The 20,061-nt window shown below is 59.2% G+C and carries 23 protein-coding genes and 1 tRNA gene; 11 read left to right on the top strand and 13 right to left on the bottom strand.

The window, feature by feature from the left end:
- Positions 1 to 45 precede the first annotated feature (45 nt).
- From gshB to L53_RS16660, 3 genes are all read left to right on the top strand, one after another.
- A complete protein-coding gene (gene gshB, locus L53_RS15775; RefSeq protein WP_034817606.1) occupies positions 46 to 996 on the top strand; it encodes a glutathione synthase in 951 nt (316 codons plus the stop codon).
- A 28-nt stretch (positions 997 to 1,024) separates the two neighbouring features.
- On the top strand, positions 1,025 to 1,384 hold the full coding sequence (locus L53_RS15770) for a hypothetical protein (protein WP_156486770.1): 360 nt from the start codon (positions 1,025 to 1,027) through the stop codon (positions 1,382 to 1,384).
- A 296-nt stretch (positions 1,385 to 1,680) separates the two neighbouring features.
- Positions 1,681 to 1,980, top strand: a complete 300-nt coding sequence (locus L53_RS16660) for a helix-turn-helix transcriptional regulator (protein ID WP_198019836.1) — start codon at positions 1,681 to 1,683, stop codon at positions 1,978 to 1,980.
- Here the strand turns inward: L53_RS16660 and mutM are convergent.
- Positions 1,977 to 2,822: a bifunctional DNA-formamidopyrimidine glycosylase/DNA-(apurinic or apyrimidinic site) lyase gene (gene mutM / locus L53_RS15760; RefSeq protein ID WP_034817603.1), complete on the bottom strand. Its 846-nt coding sequence runs from the start codon at positions 2,820 to 2,822 to the stop codon at positions 1,977 to 1,979. The genes L53_RS16660 and mutM overlap by 4 nt on opposite strands.
- Positions 2,823 to 2,870: 48 nt before the next feature.
- On the opposite strand from mutM, the gene L53_RS15755 reads away from it, so the two are divergent.
- Positions 2,871 to 3,659, top strand: coding sequence for a class I SAM-dependent methyltransferase (locus L53_RS15755; protein ID WP_034817745.1), 789 nt, complete (start codon positions 2,871 to 2,873; stop codon positions 3,657 to 3,659).
- Between the two features lie 6 nt (positions 3,660 to 3,665).
- Here L53_RS15755 and L53_RS15750 read toward each other — a convergent pair whose 3' ends face one another.
- Positions 3,666 to 3,845, bottom strand: coding sequence for a hypothetical protein (locus L53_RS15750; RefSeq protein ID WP_156947954.1), 180 nt, complete (start codon positions 3,843 to 3,845; stop codon positions 3,666 to 3,668).
- 81 nt (positions 3,846 to 3,926) lie between these two features.
- Here L53_RS15750 and ubiB point away from each other — a divergent pair, with 81 nt between their 5' ends.
- Together ubiB and coaBC are read left to right on the top strand one after the other, a co-directional pair.
- Positions 3,927 to 5,441 (top strand): 2-polyprenylphenol 6-hydroxylase, encoded by a 1,515-nt coding sequence (gene ubiB, locus L53_RS15745; RefSeq protein ID WP_034817599.1) that lies wholly within the window; start codon positions 3,927 to 3,929, stop codon positions 5,439 to 5,441.
- A gap of 126 nt (positions 5,442 to 5,567) precedes the next feature.
- Positions 5,568 to 6,800 carry a bifunctional phosphopantothenoylcysteine decarboxylase/phosphopantothenate--cysteine ligase CoaBC gene (gene coaBC / locus L53_RS15740; RefSeq protein WP_034817597.1) on the top strand — a complete coding sequence of 411 codons (1,233 nt, stop codon included), beginning with the start codon at positions 5,568 to 5,570 and terminating at the stop codon, positions 6,798 to 6,800.
- A gap of 2 nt (positions 6,801 to 6,802) precedes the next feature.
- Here the strand turns inward: coaBC and L53_RS15735 are convergent, their stop codons facing one another.
- The 9 genes from L53_RS15735 to L53_RS15695 all read right to left on the bottom strand — a co-directional run bounded on the left by L53_RS15735 (position 6,803) and on the right by L53_RS15695 (position 13,611).
- Entirely contained in the window at positions 6,803 to 8,056 is a 1,254-nt protein-coding gene (locus L53_RS15735; RefSeq protein ID WP_034817595.1) for a folylpolyglutamate synthase/dihydrofolate synthase family protein, read from the bottom strand.
- Positions 8,053 to 9,036: an acetyl-CoA carboxylase carboxyltransferase subunit beta gene (locus tag L53_RS15730; protein WP_034817593.1), complete on the bottom strand. Its 984-nt coding sequence runs from the start codon at positions 9,034 to 9,036 to the stop codon at positions 8,053 to 8,055. Before L53_RS15730 ends, L53_RS15735 begins: the two co-directional genes overlap by 4 nt.
- Before the next feature lie 29 nt (positions 9,037 to 9,065).
- Positions 9,066 to 9,893 carry a tryptophan synthase subunit alpha gene (gene trpA, locus L53_RS15725; RefSeq protein ID WP_034817591.1) on the bottom strand — a complete coding sequence of 276 codons (828 nt, stop codon included), beginning with the start codon at positions 9,891 to 9,893 and terminating at the stop codon, positions 9,066 to 9,068.
- A complete protein-coding gene (gene cutA / locus L53_RS15720) occupies positions 9,893 to 10,168 on the bottom strand; it encodes a divalent-cation tolerance protein CutA (RefSeq protein WP_369794184.1) in 276 nt (91 codons plus the stop codon). Before cutA ends, trpA begins: the two co-directional genes overlap by 1 nt.
- Before the next feature lie 91 nt (positions 10,169 to 10,259).
- Entirely contained in the window at positions 10,260 to 10,664 is a 405-nt protein-coding gene (locus L53_RS15715) for a VOC family protein (protein WP_034817580.1), read from the bottom strand.
- An 11-nt stretch (positions 10,665 to 10,675) separates the two neighbouring features.
- Positions 10,676 to 11,887 carry a tryptophan synthase subunit beta gene (gene trpB, locus L53_RS15710; protein ID WP_034817578.1) on the bottom strand — a complete coding sequence of 404 codons (1,212 nt, stop codon included), beginning with the start codon at positions 11,885 to 11,887 and terminating at the stop codon, positions 10,676 to 10,678.
- Between the two features lie 88 nt (positions 11,888 to 11,975).
- On the bottom strand, positions 11,976 to 12,359 hold the full coding sequence (locus tag L53_RS15705) for a nuclear transport factor 2 family protein (protein ID WP_034817576.1): 384 nt from the start codon (positions 12,357 to 12,359) through the stop codon (positions 11,976 to 11,978).
- A 65-nt stretch (positions 12,360 to 12,424) separates the two neighbouring features.
- On the bottom strand, positions 12,425 to 13,054 hold the full coding sequence (locus L53_RS15700) for a phosphoribosylanthranilate isomerase (protein ID WP_034817574.1): 630 nt from the start codon (positions 13,052 to 13,054) through the stop codon (positions 12,425 to 12,427).
- Positions 13,055 to 13,092: 38 nt separating this feature from the next.
- A complete protein-coding gene (locus L53_RS15695; RefSeq protein ID WP_034817570.1) occupies positions 13,093 to 13,611 on the bottom strand; it encodes a DUF11 domain-containing protein in 519 nt (172 codons plus the stop codon).
- A gap of 271 nt (positions 13,612 to 13,882) precedes the next feature.
- On the opposite strand from L53_RS15695, the gene L53_RS15690 reads away from it, so the two are divergent.
- Positions 13,883 to 14,386, top strand: a complete 504-nt coding sequence (locus tag L53_RS15690) for an SH3 domain-containing protein (protein ID WP_034817566.1) — start codon at positions 13,883 to 13,885, stop codon at positions 14,384 to 14,386.
- A gap of 114 nt (positions 14,387 to 14,500) precedes the next feature.
- Here the strand turns inward: L53_RS15690 and L53_RS15685 are convergent.
- Positions 14,501 to 14,590: transfer RNA gene (locus L53_RS15685), tRNA-Ser, on the bottom strand.
- A gap of 107 nt (positions 14,591 to 14,697) precedes the next feature.
- Here L53_RS15685 and msrA point away from each other — a divergent pair.
- Entirely contained in the window at positions 14,698 to 15,354 is a 657-nt protein-coding gene (gene msrA / locus L53_RS15680) for a peptide-methionine (S)-S-oxide reductase MsrA (protein WP_034817564.1), read from the top strand.
- Positions 15,355 to 15,369: 15 nt separating this feature from the next.
- On the opposite strand, the gene L53_RS15675 is transcribed toward msrA, so the two are convergent.
- Positions 15,370 to 16,437 carry a hypothetical protein gene (locus L53_RS15675; RefSeq protein WP_034817562.1) on the bottom strand — a complete coding sequence of 356 codons (1,068 nt, stop codon included), beginning with the start codon at positions 16,435 to 16,437 and terminating at the stop codon, positions 15,370 to 15,372.
- A 126-nt stretch (positions 16,438 to 16,563) separates the two neighbouring features.
- Between L53_RS15675 and gluQRS the strand changes: the two genes are divergently transcribed.
- From gluQRS to L53_RS15660, 3 genes are all read left to right on the top strand, one after another.
- On the top strand, positions 16,564 to 17,415 hold the full coding sequence (gluQRS, locus tag L53_RS15670; protein ID WP_034817559.1) for a tRNA glutamyl-Q(34) synthetase GluQRS: 852 nt from the start codon (positions 16,564 to 16,566) through the stop codon (positions 17,413 to 17,415).
- Positions 17,416 to 17,429: 14 nt separating this feature from the next.
- On the top strand, positions 17,430 to 18,317 hold the full coding sequence (locus L53_RS15665; protein ID WP_034817743.1) for a DMT family transporter: 888 nt from the start codon (positions 17,430 to 17,432) through the stop codon (positions 18,315 to 18,317).
- A 66-nt stretch (positions 18,318 to 18,383) separates the two neighbouring features.
- Positions 18,384 to 19,955 (top strand): alkaline phosphatase, encoded by a 1,572-nt coding sequence (locus tag L53_RS15660; RefSeq protein ID WP_034817557.1) that lies wholly within the window; start codon positions 18,384 to 18,386, stop codon positions 19,953 to 19,955.
- Positions 19,956 to 20,061 lie beyond the last annotated feature (106 nt).

Genomic DNA, 20,061 nt, shown 5'->3' with positions numbered 1-20,061 from the left:
CCGGGTCAGGTCGCGCGGGCGGCGGCCCATGAAGGGAGCCGCCTCATGAGCCTTCGCGTTGCGATCCAGATGGATCCGCTCGAATCCGTCAATATCGACGGAGACACCACTTTTGCCCTGGCCGAAGTCGCACAAGCGCGCGGCATGGAGCTTTTCGTTTACGGTCCCGATGACATGAGCATCGAGCAAGGCCGCGTAACGGCCATGGTTCGACCCGCGCGCGTCCAGCGTGTGAAAGACGCGCCTGGCGTATTTGAAGCGCCCGTCCGGCTGGATCTTGCAAAAGACGTTGATGTCATCCTGATGCGTCAGGACCCACCCTTTGACATGAGCTATATCACGGCCTGCCACCTGCTTGAGGAAATCGCAGATGAAACCCTCGTCGTGAACGACCCGGCTGGCGTTCGATCCAGTCCGGAAAAGATTTTCCCACTAATGTATCCAGACCTGATGCCGCCAACCCTTGTGTCGCGCGACTTGTCGGTCATCGAAGCCTTTCGCGCAGAGCACAAGGACATCATCATCAAGCCGCTCTATGGGCATGGCGGCGCAGGCGTGTTTCGCCTCAAGCAGGACGATTCCAATTTCGACTCGTTGACTGAGCTCTTCTTCAGTCGCTCGCGTGAACCGGTCATGGTTCAGGCATTTCTGCCGGCCGTCAGTGAAGGCGACAAGCGCATCATCTTGATCGATGGCAAAGCCGCCGGCGCGCTCAACCGACGCCCCAAGGAAGGTCAGGTCCGATCGAACCTCGTTGTCGGCGGTACGGCCGAGGAGACAGATATGAGCGACGCGGATATGCGGATTTGCGAAGCCATCGGGCCGGAATTGAAACGTCGCGGACTCGTTCTGACCGGCATCGACGTGATTGGCGGGCGTCTTACCGAGGTGAATGTCACCTCTCCTACCGGTGTTCAGGCCATCAAGAAACTCAGCGGCATTGATATCGCAGCCGATTTCTGGGACGTTGTGCAAGACAAGCTTGCGAGCCGCTGAAGCTCCCGGCAAGAATGGGGACATGATCATGAAACTGACAACGTCTATCGCCATCGTGTCTTTCTGTCTGGCAGGGACGGCCTGTTCTGAAAATTCCAGCAGTGAAGACGCAGCTGTCGTCGCTACCGAGACCGCTCAGGTCGAGGACGAATATACAGGCTCCCTCAATTTGAACCTGCCAAGTTCATCCGCGGCTCAGGACACTGGCAGCGGTACGCTGAATTTGCGGATTGGACAGTCGGACGAAGATGATGGTCTGCTGATCGGGTCCGGCGGTTTTGGCGGAGGCCAGTTCGAGGATGCTCCGTCGCTTGGCCTGTCCCTTCCTGACGATACTGCAGAGCCGGCATCGTCAGAAGACGACGTCATTCGGCTTGATCCGAAATAGTCGTCGGACCAATTGATCATCCTGCATGAGGATGTTGGCTCTGGCCGCCTCGACAGATAAAGCAAAACTCGACACACAATCGCAAGTTGCGTGCGGGCATTCTTTGGGCTTGAAAACCACTCAGGATTGAATATTGTCAGCCCCTGATTTCAATGGGTGCGCGGCGCATTGCGTCAGACACCCGGCCTCAGGGACCCAGGATGCCGCATGCCCCATCTCCCCAGGACGTAAGAAAACCCACAGATGCAGACCGCTTTATCGGTCGGCAAGTCCGACAGGCGCGTCGTGAAGTGGGAATGACGCAAGAGGCGTTGTCCGAAAAGCTTGGCCTGACTTTTCAGCAGGTTCAGAAGTATGAGGCCGGCCGCAGTCGCCTGTCGGCTGGCAGGTTGAGGGACGTAGCCATCGCCCTCAGCAAGCCGATCAATTATTTCTACGAGCCATTTCCTGCAGCACCCCAGGTTCGAGACCTGGAGCGCGCCAGAATAGGTTTGCTGAAGCGGGAGGCGAAAAAACTCGTCGACTCCCTTGAACGGGCAGATGATCTGGAAGCAGCTATTCAGGTTCTAACCGCACTGGGGCCATCTCACCGCTAGCGCTGGCAAGCACTACAGAAGAAACTCGACCGGCCTGATTGGACGATGCGCTGGATCGACTTGGTGCAGTTCTGACAAGGTCCGCCTTCCCGGTCATAGACGGCGAAAGTGTGCTGGAAATAGCCAAGCTCGCCACTCGCGCTAGCAAAGTCTGAGATGGATGAACCGCCTGCTGCTATAGCTTCGGCTATAACGTCATTGATTGCCGGTACGAGGCGTGCGGCTCGCTGCCCGGGCACGGTTGCTGCACGCCGGCGCGGGGATACACCCGCACGCCACAACGCTTCGCACACATAGATATTACCGAGCCCGGCAATCACCGACTGGTCGAGCAGCGCCGATTTGATCGGCGTCTTGCGCCCCCGCAGAACTGTATTCAGATACGCTTCGGAAAACCCATTGGACAGCGGTTCAGGCCCCATCGCCATTAACCTTGGATACGCCTGAAACTGCTGCGCGGGCCAGAGTTCCATGAAACCAAATCGACGCGGGTCATTATACGTGACCGACGCTCCATTCCCGAGATTGAAGACGACATGATCGTGGCGCGGGTTAGTCCCCGTCTCATGATGAAATTCACCGAGCTTCTCGCCGGCAACGGTAAAGCGGCCGGTCATGCCAAGATGCATCACCAGGACTTCATCGGTCGACAAGGCAAGCGTCAGGAATTTGGCTTTCCGTCCAAGATGGGTGATCCGCGCTCCGGTAAGGCGCTCGGCGAACTTGTCAGGAAAGGGAAACCGTAGATCAGCCCGGTTGTGAACCAAACGCTCAATGCGCTGGCCCTCCATGACCGGCGCAAGTCCGCGGCGAACTGTCTCGACTTCGGGTAATTCAGGCATGGCTATGGCATATAGCCTAGGGTGATCGAGGCAACTATGGTGGCGCGCATGTCTGCAGATAGAGATACGGAACGCAAGGTGTCGTTCGGCTTCGAAGAGGTCACCGAGACGGAGAAGGTCGCCCGCGTGAAAGGCGTCTTCCGCTCTGTCGCGTCCCGCTACGACCTGATGAACGATCTCATGTCCGCAGGCGTCCACCGCCTCTGGAAGCATGATGCGATGAATCAGGTGAACCCGCAGCCCGGCGAGCGCCATCTGGATGTTGCTGGCGGCACCGGCGAATTGGCACGCGCCTTCCTCACCTTGGCTGACAAGGCGGGCAAGCGCAGGGGTATCGACACGCCCGCCACCGCAATCGTGTCCGACATCAATGATGCCATGCTGGACGCAGGCAAAGCCCGCGCGGACAATGCGAAATGGGAAGGTCGGCTAGACTGGGTTTGTGCCGACGGCCAGAATTTGCCCTATCCCGACCGAGCATTTGACGCCGTCACCGTGTCGTTCGGAATTCGCAATTTTGCGGATCGTCTGGAAGGATTACGGGAGTTCCGCCGCGTGTTGAAACCGGGCGGCAGATTGGCCGTTCTGGAGTTCAGCCATATGACGGTCCCTGCCCTGCAGGCCGCATACGACACATACAGTTTCAATGTGATCCCGCGCCTCGGCAGCCTGGTCGCGGGAGATGCCGACAGTTATCAGTATCTTGTTGAATCAATAAGGAAATTCCCGACACAGGACGCCTTTCGCAAAGAAATTGAAGCTTCAGGCTTTTCTCGTGTCAGCGTCACAAATTATTCAGGGGGCATCGCCGCCCTGCACTTCGGTTGGGCGGTCTGATGCAAGTTAGCCCGGGCTTGAATCCGCTGCCAAACCAGATCTCAATGCCGGGTCCAGCAACAGCTGGTCAGGTGTTTGACTTGGCTCCGCATAGTAGATCGCTGCCGCAATCATTGCAGCCACAAGCAGTCCACTCGTCACAAAGTATAGAGTTCCTTTGTTTTTTGATGCTTTTTTAGTGGCCATGACAGCCTCCTCAACAATTATATCTTCCCACATCAAACGCCCTCGGACCCCGCCGGTTCCCGTTGGCACGCGGAGCATGGCATGGGACTGATTGGAGATTATCGCCGCTTGATGCGCGCTGGCATTGCGTTGGCACGTCATGATGTGATCCTGCCGGGCGCTTACCAGACACGCCTGCCTCTGCCTGCCCGCATCGCCGGGCGGGTGCTACGCGTCCTTGGTGGTGGGGCGCGCGGACGGCCTGGCCAGCGGCTTGCCCGCGCATTGGAAAAGCTGGGACCGGCTTATATCAAGCTGGGGCAGTTCCTGGCCACGCGCCCGGATGTGTTCGGCGCTGAAGTCACCCAGGATCTGGGCCGTCTGAAGGACAAGCTGCCGCCCTTTTCGATGAAAGCGGCGCGCGCCGCCCTCGCGGAAGAGTTTGGTGAGGCTGACGCCGCACGCCTGTTTGCCGAATTGTCAGACCCGGTTGCGGCCGCGTCCATCGCGCAGGTCCACAAGATGTCCCTGCCAGAAGGCGAACGCGCCGTGAAAATCCTGCGGCCGGGCATTGAGCACAAATTGATGGTGGAGCTTTCTGCCATGAAACGCGCTGCGCGCACCATCGAAGGCATCTCAGCCGAGAGCCAGCGTCTGAAACCTGTGGCTTTCACTGAAACCATTGCGAATGCCATGATGCGGGAAACCGACCTGCGCCTCGAAGCAGGCGGCGCAGACGAAATGCACGAAATCAGCCAGAAATCCGGCCATTTCGTCATTCCCTCCGTCGATTGGGACCGCACCGGTCGCCGGGTTCTTACCATCGACTGGATCGACGGAGTTTCTCTCACCGATCCAAAAGCGCTGGACCGTCCCGGCATCGACCGCAAGAAATTGGCGAACGACATCACGCAGGGCTTCCTGACCCATGCGATCGAATACGGCGTGTTCCATGCGGACATGCATGAAGGCAATCTCATCATCACGCCGGAAGGCAAGGTGGCCCTGGTGGATTTCGGAATCATTGGCCGGATCGGCCTGGTCGAGCGCCGCTTCCTCGCCGAAATCCTTTGGGGCTTCCTGAAGCGCGATTACCGCCGTGTTGCCGAAGTCCATTTCGAGGCCGGTTATGTACCGGCCAACCAGTCCATCGGGGAGTTCGCACAAGCTCTCCGTTCCATCGGCGAACCCGTACATGGCAAACCGGCCGAAGAAGTCTCGATGGGTCGCGTCCTGCTTCAATTGTTCGACTATACGCACACATTCGGAATGTCCCTGCGTCCGGAACTTGTCCTGCTCCAGAAGACCATGGTCCAAGTGGAAGGCGTCGCCCGCGCGATCGACCCGTCGCACAATATATGGTTTGCGTCCGAACCCGTGGTCGGCACGTGGATCCGGCGCAGCTTCGGCCCAGAGGGCGCCGCAAAGCTTGTCGCCGGCAATGTGAAAGAGATCACCAACCGGTTGAAGCGTCTGCCAGAAGTCATGGACAAATTTGAGGCCTCACTACTCGAACCGGTTTCGCCCCCGCCGCTTCCACGCCGGTTTGCGCCCTGGTGGGGCTGGTTTGGCTTCATCGCGGCCCTGGTTGCGCTGGGCATCTGGGCAGCGAAATAGCGCGTTTCGGTCATTTCCCTGCTGAAACCCGCCAAAACCTTAACCGAGCCGCCAAGTTCACAGGGATTTCATGGGGTAACGGCAAGAAATTTGCGATAAGACAGGCTTAACGAATAGAGCTTCCCCATGACGCAGAAACGCATCCTTTTGATCATTTCCGGTGGCATTGCCGCCTATAAAAGCCTGGAACTGATCCGGGAGTTGCGGCGCCGCGACATTGCCTGCCGTTGCATCGTGACGAAAGGCGGCCAGGAATTCGTCACCCCTCTCTCGGTCTCCGCACTGTCCGGCGACAAGGTCTATACCGAGCTGTTCAACCTCAGTGACGAAGCGGAAATGGGCCATATTGAGCTGTCCCGCTCGGCTGATCTCGTGGTCGTGTGCCCGGCCACAGCAGATCTGATGGCCAAGGCTGCGGGCGGTCTTGCCAATGACCTCGCCTCCACAACGCTGCTCGCGACCAACAAGCCTGTCCTGATGGTACCCGCCATGAATGTGCGCATGTGGCAGCATCCGGCAACCATGCGGAATGTCGAAACGCTCCGCGCGGATGGCGTGACGGTGATGGAGCCGGACGAAGGCGCGATGGCCTGCGGTGAATTCGGTCCTGGCCGCCTTCCGGAACTTCCGGTCATCGCCGAAGAAATCGAACGCATGCTGGCAGGAGACGCCACCGGCGCACTCGCGGGAACCCACGCGCTTGTCACAGCAGGCCCGACACGCGAACCGCTGGATCCTGTTCGGTTCTTGTCCAACCACTCTTCCGGCAAGCAAGGCTATGCGATTGCCGAAGCGCTCGCGTGTCTTGGTGCGCAGGTCACTTTAGTCTCCGGTCCGGTCGCCCTGCCCGCACCACGGGGAGTGAATTTCGTACCGGTCGAGACAGCCCGCCAGATGTTGAAGGCCTGCGAGGACGCTCTGCCTGCTGACGTGTTCGTTTCTGTGGCCGCAGTTGCTGACTGGCGCCCGGCACGGGCCGCAACCAAGAAGCTGAAGATCAAGGGCGCGGGCAGCGAACATCCCTCCATGGAACTGACCGAAAACCCGGACATCCTCAAGACGCTGGCCAACAAGCGCAAGCACCGACCCGCCCTGGTGATCGGCTTCGCCGCAGAGACCCATGATGTCGAGGAGCACGCTGAAGCGAAGCTCGCCCGCAAGAATTGTGACTGGATCGTCGCCAATGATGTCTCCGGGGATGTGATGGGCGGCTCGGAAAACGAGATTGCCTTGATCACCCGGGACGGATCCGAACGCTGGCCACGCATGGGCAAGACCGAAGTGGCGCGCCGACTGGCGCACAAGGTCGCTGAAACGCTGAATGATGAAGGCGACGGGATGAAACTCGCCGCTGAATAGCGCTACACTGGCGGCTCGCCATTCCGCGCGAGCACCTCCCCTGCCAGATACAGAGATCCGCAAATCAGGATACGCTCAACGCCGGTTGCCGCCGCAGCCTTGAGCGCAGCTTCGAGGCTGTCGCACGCGGCGGCTTTCAGCCCCGCATTGGTGGCCGCTTCCGCCAAGGCTTGAGGTTCGGCGCCCTGATGACCCGGCGCGTTCGGCAAGGTGAAGACCTCAGGTCGCACCTGCCGGAACGGCATGAAATAGCCGGTCGCATCCTTGGAGGCGAGCATGGCTGCGACCAGTGCGGTACGCCCGGGCATGTTGTTCAGCTGTCTCGCAATGGCGCGGGCCGCATGCGGATTGTGTCCGCCATCCAGCCAGATTTCCTGATCGGGAGCGAGCGCCGTAAGCGGCCCGTCTTTCAGGCGCTGCATACGCGCAGGCCACACCACGTTGCGGGCGCCTTCGAAGATCGCATTCTGGTCGATGATTGTGGAATTCCCGAACAGCTGCACGGCCATGGCGGCCAGAGCCGCATTGGCCCGCTGGTGTTCGCCCAACAGGCCAAGGTCTTCCGGCATTGCATCAATGAAGTGCGCTTTCAGGCGATAGAGCGGCGCGCCAACATCTTCGGCCCGTTTTGCGATGACATCGTCACAGATCTTGCGCTGGATCGCGGTCAGCGCCGGGCGGCCGGACTTGATGATCCCCGCTTTCTCACCCGCAATCTTGCGAATATCCGAGCCGAGAAAGGCCTTGTGATCAAAATCGATCGGCGTAATGACGCTCAGCGCGGGCTGCTCGATCACATTGGTCGCATCATAGCTGCCACCAAGTCCGACTTCGAGGATCAGTACATCGGCGGGCACTTCCGAGAAGGCGAGCAGGGCCGTGGCCGTGGTCGCCTCGAATTGTGTGATCTCCTGCCCCTTGATCGCGTCATGGGTTCGCTCCAGCCAGTCGATCAGGCGCGCATCATCCACGATCTCACCGGCGAGCCGGATACGCTCGTTGAAACGCACGAGGTGCGGACTGGTAAAGACATGAACGCTAAGGCCCGCTGCTTCCATCATGGCCCGCATGAAGGCGCAGGTGGACCCTTTGCCGTTGGTTCCGGCCACATGAATCACGGGCGGAAGCCCGTCTTGCGGCCGTCCAAGCATCTCAAGCGCATTCAAGACGCGCCCGAGCGATAGTTCAATCGTGTCTGGATATAGCCCTTCGAACCGCCCCAGCGCCTCGGCCAGGGCCGAACTGTCACCGATCAAGCAGAGCTGCCCTTACTCTTGTTTGGGGTCTTGGCGGCATGCGTTTTGGGTGGTGTCAGAGAAACCGGCAGGCGATCTTCAGCGCGCCGCACATTTGGCATTAGCATCGACAGGACATTGGAGATCGTGTCCTTCAGTTTGCGCCGGTCACAGACAATGTCCACCTGGCCCTTTTCGCGCAGGAATTCGGATCGCTGGAACCCTTTCGGCAGGCTTTCGCGAATAGTCTGTTCAATCACACGCGGGCCGGAAAAAGCGATCATTGCGCCAGGTTCGGCAATATGGATGTCGCCAAGCATCGCATAAGACGCCGACACACCGCCCGACGTCGGATCAGTCAGTAGCACGATATAAGGTAGTTTGGCTTCAGCCAGTTCATTGATCGCGAGCGTCGTGCGCGGCATCTGCATCAGGCTCAGCGTGCCTTCCTGCATGCGGGCACCACCGGATGCTGTGCAGACAACAAAGCCCGCCTTGCGGGCCAGCGCCATTTGCGCAGCCGCTACAAAGCCTTCTCCTGCCGCCATGCCCAGCGACCCACCCATGAAGGCGAAATCCTGAACCAGCACAACTGTGGGGACACCGCCGATCTTTCCATAGGCCGCCACCATACAGTCTTCCTGGATGATCGGCGCGCCGCCATTTTCGGACTCTTTCTTGTCGCGGGCCGCAATCTTGGCCTTCGCAGCCTTCAGGCGCGACGGATAAGGCTTGTCATCCTTGAATTTCAGGGGGTCATGCGGAACCGATGGCAGGGCTAAAGGCTCCCAGCGCTCATCATCGAACAGGAGGCGCAGGCGGGTGCGCGGGCTGATCCGCAGATGCGCGCCAGCTGGTGTGACATGCCAGTTTTCTTCCAGATCGGTCTTGTAGACCAGTTCGCCGGACAGAGGACATTTCACCCACAAATCGTCGGGCGTGTCCTTCTTCGCGAGCATGGTCTTCAGGCCCGGCGGGGTGACCTTGGTAATCCAGTTCATGCCAGAACCTCCTCGGCGGCAATCAACACTTAAGGCTTGGTGATCGTTCTGATCGCCGAGCTCAACTCCTTCGCCAACGCGCCCATTCCCCGCGGTGCACTGGCAAAATCCCCCGATTCGTGGGCCTTTTCTGCATGCTCCACGAAAGCGGAGCCTACGACAACCCCATCGGCAATTTTAGCCATTTCTGCAGCTTGAGCGCCAGTTTTGACGCCAAAACCCACACAGACCGGCAATCCTGAAACACGTTTGGCCATTTCAATGTTCCCGGCAATCGCCTGCGGATCCGCGCTGCCAGCGCCTGTAACGCCTGTCACAGCGACAAAATAGAGGAATCCGCTGGCGCCTTCGGCAACCTTTTTCATCCGGTTTTCATGAGTGGTGGGGGTCGCAAGCCGAATGACGGAAAGATCGTATTGCGCATAGGCCTCGCGCAGTTCGCCATCTTCTTCCGGCGGCAAATCTACCAGGATCGTTCCGTCGACACCGGCTGCATGAGCCGCCTTGGCGAACTCAGCATATCTCATGCAGAACACAGGATTGGCATATCCCATGATAATGACAGGCGTTGTCTGGTCCTCGGCGCGAAACCGTGCCGCCAGCGCCAGCGTGTCAGCGAGCGTTGTTTTATTGGCGAGCGCGCGCAAGCCCGCCTTCTGAATGGATGCCCCATCGGCCATCGGGTCGGTAAAGGGCGCGCCAAGCTCAATGATATCGGCGCCATTGTCGCGCAGCGCGCACATGGCGGCATAGCTCGTCTCAAGGTCGGGGTCGCCGGCCATAAGGTAGGAAACCAGAACGGCGCGGGATTCGCCGCTTGCGCGGGCGAAGGTGTCTGTAATGCGGGAAGTTGGCATCAGGTGTCCGTATTCTCGTGAACCCATGCCTCATAAGGCGCATTCGCCTGAATGCAAGGCAATGCGACCATAGCGGGTACGTCATAGGGATGGTGCGTCAGGACGAGGGCTTCGATCCGATCCCAATTCGCTTTTGGCGCTTTCAGCCATAATACGAATTCGAAGGCCTGCTCCACCACACTCTTCCAGCGATAGGTGGACGAGACCGGCCCTTCGAGATTGGCGCAGGCAGCGAGACGGTGCTCGATGGCCGCGTCGCCAATTTCCTCGGCCACACGGCGAGACGGACAGGTAATGCGAATGAGAAGGAGATCAGTCAATTTGCTCTCTCGACAAAAGAAAAGTGAAGACGCAGGGGAACATTTTCTAGCCGCCTCGTCCATCGGGATCGTGGCAAACGATGCAAATCTTGTTTCCATCGAGATCTCGGAAATATGCCCCGTAATAATTCGCGTGATATTGCGGGCGCAGGCACGGGGTACCCTCATCCTGAGCGCCGCGAGAGATGGCAATTGCGTGCGCCTCATCTACGCTGGGCCGGTCGGGTGCGAGCAGGGCGAGCATCTGGCCATTGCCCGGCTCGTGTCGCTGGTCATTGAACGGCCGTACCAAAGCGACCAGCGGGCGGTCATCGCCCGGACGCCGCCACATGATAAACGGATCAGACCGCTCGAATGGTACACGCGGATTCCCAAGCGCCTGCATGATCGGCTCGTAAAAGGCAGCTGCATTTTCCAGATCATTCGTGCCCAAGGTCACATGCGAGATCATCGGCCTCTTCCCTACATATCGACGCCGAGGGCCTTGGCGACCGAGAAAACGTCCTTGTCGCCGCGACCACACATGTTCAGGATCATCAGCCCATCCTTGCCGAGTGCCTGAGCGACCTCCCCTACGCGCGCAATGGCGTGGGAGGGCTCGAGCGCCGGAATAATGCCTTCAAGCCGCGTGCAGAGTTGGAAAGCTGCAAGCGCCTCCTTGTCCGTGCACGACAAGTATTCAGCGCGACCGGAATCTCTCAGGAAAGCGTGTTCTGGCCCGATGCCCGGATAGTCCAGTCCCGCCGAGATCGAATGCGCATCGATGATCTGGCCGTCATCGGTTTGAAGGAGATAGGTCTTGTTCCCATGCAAGATGCCTGGCTTGCCGCCATTCAGCGCGGCAGCGTGCTCGCCCGTCTCGATACCGTGCCCCGCAGCCTCGACACCGATCAGGCGAACGCCCTCATCTTCAAGGAAAGGGTGAAACAGGCCAATCGCGTTCGAACCACCGCCGATACAAGCCATGACCGCGTCGGGCAGACGCCCTTCCCGCTCAAGAATCTGGGCGCGTGCCTCTTTGCCGATAATGCTCTGGAAATCTCGAACAAGCTCTGGATACGGATGAGGCCCGGCTGCCGTACCAATGCAATAAAACGTATCGTCAACATTGGTGACCCAGTCACGCAGCGCTTCATTCATTGCGTCTTTCAGGGTTCCTGTGCCGGAAGAGACCGGCACGATCTCTGCGCCGAGCAGTTTCATGCGGAAAACGTTCGGCTTCTGGCGCTCGACATCCGTCTCGCCCATGAAGACAACGCAATCCAGTCCGAAGCGCGCGCAGATTGTCGCGGTGGCAACGCCATGCTGGCCGGCGCCCGTTTCAGCAATGATACGGGTCTTGCCCATACGCCTGGCGAGCAGGACCTGGCCGAGGCAATTATTGATCTTGTGCGCGCCGGTATGGTTTAGCTCATCGCGCTTGAAATAGATTTTCGCGCCATCGAAATGCTCGGTCAGCCGTTCCGCAAAATAAAGCGGCGATGGACGCCCGACATAATGGGCCCACAAATCGTCCATTTCCGCCTTGAAAGCTGGATCTTCCTTGGCCTTGCGGTATTCGGCCTCAAGTTCGAGGATCAATGGCATCAATGTCTCGGCGACATAGCGCCCACCAAAGTCGCCAAAGCGGCCATTCGCATCTGGCCATTGGTCCCATGTGTTCCGCAAATCCATCGTTCTGCTTTCCTTGCACTACCGGCCCGTATCTAGACCGAAGGACGTGCCAAGGAAAGCGCGACGATGCGCCCGGCCCCGTGACGCGTCAGCCCATGGGGGAATAGAAAAATTCCTCTCGAACGATCTTCCCGTCCTTGACCGTGTACACGCCAACTTCCCTGGCTTGCATCCGCTCGCCGGACTCCTTGTTGGTGACATCCATGTCGAAGACGAGAGAAAATTGGTCATCCCCAAACAGGAACGGCCCCTCGGCACTAACCTTGTGCACATCGTGCGCGCCATACCACCAGTCGTGCTTGCCCTTGATGGCGTCGAGCCCCTGAGCTTCGCGGCCCGCATCGCCCATTGCAAGCGCTTCGACCGACACACAATCTTGTGCGTACAGTGTGTCCAGCGCTTCGGCCTCGCGGCCAGAATTGCAGCATTCCGCCAACTTGCCAGCGACACTCGTCAGTTCTTCTGGAAACATGACACGTCCTCCCATTGCCAATAGGAGCCATATTAGCACAGAACAAAAACGGAACAATCAGTTTGTTATGAATTTTTTGAGGCGTCGATAAATGTCTTTACCAGTGCCCGGTCCTTCAGGCCGCGAACACGCTCTACGCCTGAAGAGACATCCACTGCTGACGCACCGGTCAGACGCACGGCATCGGAGACATTGTCCGGTGTCAGACCCCCAGCAAGAATCCAGGGTGCCGGTCTCTGCCAGCCTTTCAGTAAATTCCAGTCAAATGCCAATCCGTGCCCGCCTGTCCGGTCAGCGCCCTTAGGCGGTTTCGCGTCCACCAGAAGCCGATCGGCTGCCGTGTAGGCCTCAGCCCGCTTCAGATCGTCTGAATCGGCAATTCCCACGGCTTTCCAGATCTCCAGACGCGTCCGTGCCTTGATTTCGGCGACGCGCTCAGGGGATTCCGAACCGTGCAATTGCAATATCGGAAACCCCAGCGCCACGATCCGGTCGATCTGCGCGTCGTCCGGGTCAACCAGCAAGGCCACCGGCGTGGCGGACCCTACCTGCATCAAAAGGTTGGCCGCCGCTGCTTCCGTTACGTGCCGCGGGCTGGCCTCGGCAAACACGAACCCAATCCAGTCTGCCCCCGCTTGCGCGGTATAGCGCACGAGGTCGGGATCGGTCAGGCCGCAGATTTTTAAGAGTGTCATGCCGCACGCGTTACGCTAACGGCCTTGTGTCCGTCAATTCAAGGGCTGACGGGACGCGTATTTTCCTTGAGGACCGCCGCAAAGAAAATCTTGCCTGAATCTTTCGGACCAATCTCTCGATTGAAGGTCCAGCGCATATGCGTGATCTCTTCCGGCATGGACACACTCACCGGCTGGATCTCATCGAGACTGGATTCCGCGATCAGTTTTTCACGCGGCACGTATGTCGCCCCGCCGTCCATGGAGAAATCAACAGAGGCCTGATCATATTCGGCCATGGCTGAATCTTCGAGCAGGCTCACATCTGCGGGCACAGGCAAGGTCAGAACAGCGTCCCTTGCCGGGGCTTCGCCTGGATTTGAATATGTCACGGAATAAAACAACTGCTCGCCCGGCTTCACTTCCTCAGCAGGCAGCAGCTCCATTTCCAATCCGCCTTCTTCGTCTTCGATGACGATCACACGTTCGACCTGTTGCTCGACGATGAGTTCCTGGGCGAGCGCCGGAAGTCCGATGAGGAGGGTTCCGGCAAGAGTGGCAGCTGCGCGTATCAGCATGGCGTTAATCCTTGGCAGGGACGGTTAGAGGTTCAGCGTCAAGAATTGCGACAATTAGTTAACATTCGCTCAAAATCCATAAAGCATTTGCAGAGTTTCCAGTCAGACATTGCCAGATCGTCAACACGCGCCTTGGTGTCGCCACAGAGGCGCCAATTCGCGGACACCGATGTTGCACACCGACACCATTTCCCGGGGAGCTGACAAACCCTCGGCATAGGGATCGCCTAGTCATGGTGAACCACGCATTCTCAGGATCAGGACTCATCCCATGCTGAATAGAAAGTTGAAAACCCTCCTCGCTATCGGCCTCGTATCCAGCGCAGCCGCATTCGGGCCGATCGCTTCTGCCCAGGCCCCGCGCGAAAATCCGCAAAGCGCTGCCGACCATCATGGCATCCGCTATGTAAAGGCTAGCGCTGTGAATGTGCGCGGTGGGCCGGGCACGCACAACTCAGTCCTGACGGTCCTGAACCTTGGCGCCGAAGTGAGCATTTATCTGGTACAGGGCGACTGGGCACGCATTTCTGCACCGAACAAGCCTGAACAATGGATCTATACGCCATTGCTTCAGGACTCCAAGCCAACTTCCCCAAGCCCGAAACACGCGGCCAAGGTCGCCGCGCCAGCCACGCCGAAGGCCCAGCCTGTTGCGTCAAAGAACGCTGCTGCGCCGCCAACTCAAAAACAACAACCGCAATCGAAAAAACAGGGCGACGCACCTCACACTCAACCGGACACCCGGAAAGATCCTGCGCCCGCAAAGCCGAACTAATCCAAGAAATATATCCTGTTTTGCGGCTCGCGCCACGTGCGCGGGCTGCAGCACCATTCACAGCTTCACGGCAACGCCTTGCCGTGAAAAAAGTCTTGTGATGCAGAAGTTTGCTGGCGGTGAGACAGGGATTCGAACCCTGGAGACTATTGCTAGCCTACACACTTTCCAGGCGTGCGCCTTCGACCACTCGGCCACCTCACCGTACTCAGCAGAGGGGAGCCAATAACCGAAGGCCTGCAAGATCGCAAGACTGTGATTGCCGTTCCCGGCAGACAAACCCATATGAGACACATAAAGGGAGACCCCTCATGTTGTTCTCGAAGAAAAAACTGACCATCCCGGATGCCGAGAGCGCCCTGCCCGGCCGCCCCAATCCGATCCCGACCGCCACCACGCATTATGTATTCGACCGCGACCTGCAGGCCCCTGTTCCGGCGGGATATGAAACGGCCGTGTTCGCCCTCGGCTGCTTCTGGGGCGCTGAGCGCATATTCTGGCAACAGGCTGGCGTGTGGCTGACCCGTGTTGGTTATGCTGGCGGATCGACCCCGAACCCGACCTATGAAGAAGTCTGCTCAGGCGGGACCGGGCACACGGAAATCGTTGAAGTGGTTTTCAACCCTGCCGAAGTGACCTTCGCCGCACTCGTGAAACTGTTCCTCGAAAGTCATGACCCGACCCAGGGCATGCGTCAGGGAAATGACATCGGCACGCAATACCGCTCGGCAATTTATACGACATCCGAGGCACAAGCCGAAACGGCGCGTGAGATGATCGCAGTATATGAGAAGTCGCTTGCCCAGAGCGGCCATGCCAGCCAGATCACAACGGAGCTTGCGCCATTGGACAAGGTTTATCTCGCCGAGGAATACCATCAGCAATACCTTGCGAAAAACCCGAACGGGTATTGCGGGATTGGAGGCACGGGCGTGTCCTGCCCAATCGGCTTGGGTGCGTCGACCTGACCGCGAAACTTAGCGCTAGCCGCCGAAATTCACGGCAAACCTCTTGCGTGTCTCAAGCAGGTTCTGCGCCTTGTACATGGCGTCAGAAGCGGCTTGGGCGCGCTTTATGGTCGGGTCCGCCTGCAAGGCCTCAATCACTTTGGTGAGATGACTGATCGCCTCCTCGACGGTCTTGCGATCGAACTGGTTTGTCGCGCGCGCCAGCAGGGCCCGGCCGAGATCCATGTGCGCCTGAACGGCCTGCGATGTGTCGCCATCACTCTTGATATCCTGGAGATGGATTCTCCGAAGCGTGATCACGTGGTCGAGCGCATCCATATCTCCAGACTGTTCGGCAACGTGCACCAGAGACGCGCAAAAATCGGCTTCGATACGGCTGCGCAGAGCGACCGGAAGCGTAGGCGAGTCCTCAAGGATTTCAGCCAGCGCATTAGACAGGATCTTTATCTTTTCGGGCCGGAAGGATTGCGGATTGGCCAGCGCAGGCTGCAATTCCCGCGCAAGGAAGTAAGCGGCCACGCGTGGCATCTGCCCCTCAAGGTCGATCATCTTTCCGGGCATTGGCAGCGTGAACAGCTTCGCTTCCGTGGCTGTCAGGCCACCACCGCGGCTTAGGCCGTGAATGACAAAGCCATCTTCGCGCCGACCGGTCCTGTCTGCCCAGACCAGCATGTCCGCATCTGCCACTTCCAGTCGCCGACGGGCACGCTGGACCGTGCGCGTTTCGATGCCGCCGTGAATAGTGCCCGTGCGGAACACTTTCAGGGGCGCACCGAAATTAAATTCGGAGAGGTGGGAATTGAGCGCCGAGAGCAGCCATTTCCATGCGCGACCCGCGCCTTTGCCAGCCGGGCGGGCGACAAGCACGCGGTATCCGGGCGACTTGTCATTGCGCGCAGCCCGGGCCCCGGACGCATTGCGCAAAGTCTTCAACAGCGAACCCAGCAGGCTGAACATCAGGACGACCAGTGCAACGAGCAGGACACACAGCATCACGAATCCAAACGTGGCGAGCTCTGTCGCATCCACCACATTCGTTTCGAACCAGCGCTCGGCTGTTGTGAACCAAGTATCCACAGGCATTCGAGATGACCTCCTGTATGTCTGTGCGATACGGTTCCTGCCCTGTGCTTGCAACAGCTAAACGCTGTTCAGCCTGTGCGGGGGATGGTTAGATTGCCTGAGAGACAAGCTGATTCAGGGGGTCGCATGGGTGCCGGGGAATTTGTCACGCGGTTCGCACCGTCCCCCACCGGGCATTTGCATCTCGGGCACGCGCTCTCAGCTTTCCATGTCTGGGACACTGCCCGCGCCCATAATGGAAAGGTGCTGTTGCGGATTGAAGACATTGACCAGACTCGATGCCGTCCAGAGTACGAAACCTCCATTCTCGCCGATCTTGAATGGCTCGGACTGGACTGGGATGGCCCCGTGCGACGCCAGTCCGACCACTTCGCTGAATATGAGTCCGCGCTCAACTCCCTGAAGGCGCGCGGGCTGGTTTATCGATGCTTCAAGACCCGTCGAGAGATCGCCGCCGCGCTGCCTGCCGGGGCCAGTCCCGATACGGCCGGCTTCACTGGCAAGTCGCTCCCTGCGGACAAGGAGCGGGAACTGCTGGACCGGGGACACGCCTATGCGTGGCGGCTATCCCTCTCGGCTGCCCGCGCCCAACTCGGTCCTGAATATGATGCGTTGAGCTATACAGTCTTCTCAAAGTGCGGCCAGCACAGGGTGAAAGCTGACCCCGCACCCTTTGGCGACGTGGTGCTGGCGCGCAAGGATACGCCAACAAGCTATCACCTCGCCTGCTGCCACGACGATGCCTTGCAGGGGATCACGCATGTCATACGCGGCGAGGACATCCGGGAGATGACATCGGTACATGTGCTGCTGCAGGCGCTGATGGACTGGCCACAGCCTCTTTATACGTTTCATCCGCTCGTTTTGGGGGCAGATGGCAAGAAATTGTCCAAGCGCGCAGGGGACCGGGGATTGCGCGCATGGCGTGAAGACGGCAAGACGCCTGAAGACATTCGCGCCATGACGGGCCTCTTTTAATGACATCAACAGAAATGACAGCGCCGGCACGCCGGGAATGGCTCGGCGTGCTTATGCTGGTTGGCGGCGCGGTTGCCATCGGATTTGCGCCGATTGGCTTGCGCTTGGGTCTCGACGACCTCGGCCCGCAGGCCATTGCGTTCTGGCGCTACACATTTGCCCTACCCGTGCTGACCGCGCTCGTCCTGCTGGTCGAGCGGCGTGCCCCGCGCAAGCCGAACATATATGTCATTCTGGCCGGGATCTGTTTTGCTGTGGACATTGGCTTCTGGCACTGGTCCCTCACCCTGACCAGCGTGTCCAATGCCACCTTCATCGTGAATCTCGGAAACGTCTGCGTTGGCTTTCTGGCGTGGCTGTTTCTGAAGGAGCGCCCCGCGCCGATGTGGTTCTTCGCCGTAATCCTGGCGATTGGCGGCGCATCGGCCCTGTCACTCGGCGGTACGGCCGAAGGGGGGGCCAGTTTTGTCGGGGATCGGATTGCGATTATCGCGGCGATCAGCGTCTCGGGATATTTCCTTTGCTCGAAGCTCGCCCGACGAACACTGAATGGTCTGGAGACCCTGTTCTGGCTGACACTTGTGGAAGTGATTGTCGGAGCCATCATGGTCATGGCTTTTGGTGAAAACTTCCTGCCGGAGAAATTGTCGGGTTTCGCCGTGCCCCTGTTCCTCGGGATCGTGATCCACGTCGTGGGTCAGGGTCTGATCATCACCGGGCTTGGCAGCACGCCAACCTCCATCGCTGGCGTCATCATCCTGATCCAGCCTGTCATGGCTGCTGCCATTTCGTGGCATCTCTTTCAGGAACCCCTAACAACCCTGCAGGCAGGCGGTGGTATGCTCATTCTTGTCGCGGTCTGGCTGGCCCAGCGCGGCCACAAGGTGGATCCAATCGACTGAGTGCAGCAATAGTGTCACGAACTCAGTCTATGCCCGCCCCAGACCCTGATATTCCGGAGACTATTCATGCGCCGTACCGCTCTATCCCTTGCTTCACTCACCGCCCTTGCTGTTGCTGGCTGTTCAGCGCCGTCTGATACCGCCGTGGCACAAAGCGAAGCTTCATCGGCGCCGCTACGCGAAGGCACGACACCCATCCAGGCAAGTGATTCCTATTATCAATCTGCCGCTGAAGCCGTAGAAACACGCATTCAGGAGCGCGGCGTAAAATCGACGAAGAACATCATCCTCTTCGTTGGCGATGGCATGAGCATTCCGACCATCACCGCCGCCCGCATCTATGCTGGCCAACAGCGTGGACTCGACGGTGAGTCCTACACGCTGGCCATGGACACGCTGCCGAACATGGCCCTGTCCAAGACTTACAGTCACGACTACCAGGTTTCCGACTCCGCCTCGACCGCAACTGCGATGGTGACCGGTGCCAAGGTCAATTCAAGGACGCTCGGCATCCTCAAGGAAGCCGGCTTCGGCAATTGCGCCAGCGTCGAAGGGCGCACGACAGAGTCAATTTTCGAACTGGCCGAGCGGTCAGGCCTTGCCACGGGTCTCGTTTCCACCGCCCGCCTGACCCATGCAACCCCGGCGTCCACCTTCGCCAAGACCCCCAGCCGCGACTGGGAAGCTGACAGCGATCTGAAAGGCGGAGACGCAGGCGACTGCAAGGATATTGCCCGCCAATTCATCGAGTGGTCGGAAGGCGACGGATTTGAAGTGGCAATGGCCGGAGGCCGCGCGCCCTTCACAACGACCGAACAGTCAGATGCCGAGGACGCCAATCGCACCGGAAGCCGCACGGATGGTCGCGACCTGACCGCCGAATGGACCGCAAAGTCCGCCGACCATGTCTATGTCACCGACAAGGCTGGTTTCGAGGCCATCGACTTCGCCTCGAATGCAAAAGTACTCGGCCTGTTTGAAGGCTCGCACATGAAATTCGCGCTAGACCGGGACGAAGACCCAGCTGGCGAGCCGTCCCTGGTCGATCTGACCAGGGCGGCTATCACGCGCCTGTCCCAGGATGAGGACGGTTTTGTACTACTGGTCGAAGGCGGCCGAATTGACCATGGCCATCATGGCGTCAGTGCCGCCCGGGCCCTGTCGGAAACCGATGAATTGGACCAGGCCCTCGCCGCAGCGCTGGAAATGACCGATGCGGACGAGACGCTGATCATCGTGACCGCGGACCATTCACACACGATGACGATTTCCGGCTATCCCAAGCGCGGAAACCCGATCCTCGGCAAGGTCGTCAGCGGGCTGGATAACGCCCCGATGAAGGCACAGGACGGCAAACCCTATACGACGCTTTCATATGCCAGCGGCATGACCGCGTGTCATTTGGTCGACGGCGAACCCGATTGCACCCGCGAAGACCTTTCCGAAATCGACACGACCGAAAAGAACTTCCAGCAACCCTCGCTTGTCTTCATGCCGTCGGAAACGCATGGGGGCGATGATGTGGCCATCTTCGCGACCGGACCCGGATCGGAACTCGTCTCCGGCGTGATGGAGCAGAATGAGATCTTCCACGTCATGGGTCGCGCTTCCGGTCTTGTGGCTGCGCCCGCCGAATAGCCCCCTGCCCCAGCGTAGGGCCTGTTCAGGCGGCGCATTCTGAGGGACACTTCCTCCCATACTCGGTCATCTGCGCCACCAAGAGCGCGGAGACCGGCCACAGGAG

This window comes from Hyphomonas sp. L-53-1-40, from assembly GCF_000682775.1.
GTDB lineage: Bacteria > Pseudomonadota > Alphaproteobacteria > Caulobacterales > Hyphomonadaceae > Hyphomonas.
The sequence above is the reverse complement of the archived record's forward strand: the minus strand, read 5'-3'. Positions and strand labels throughout refer to the sequence as shown.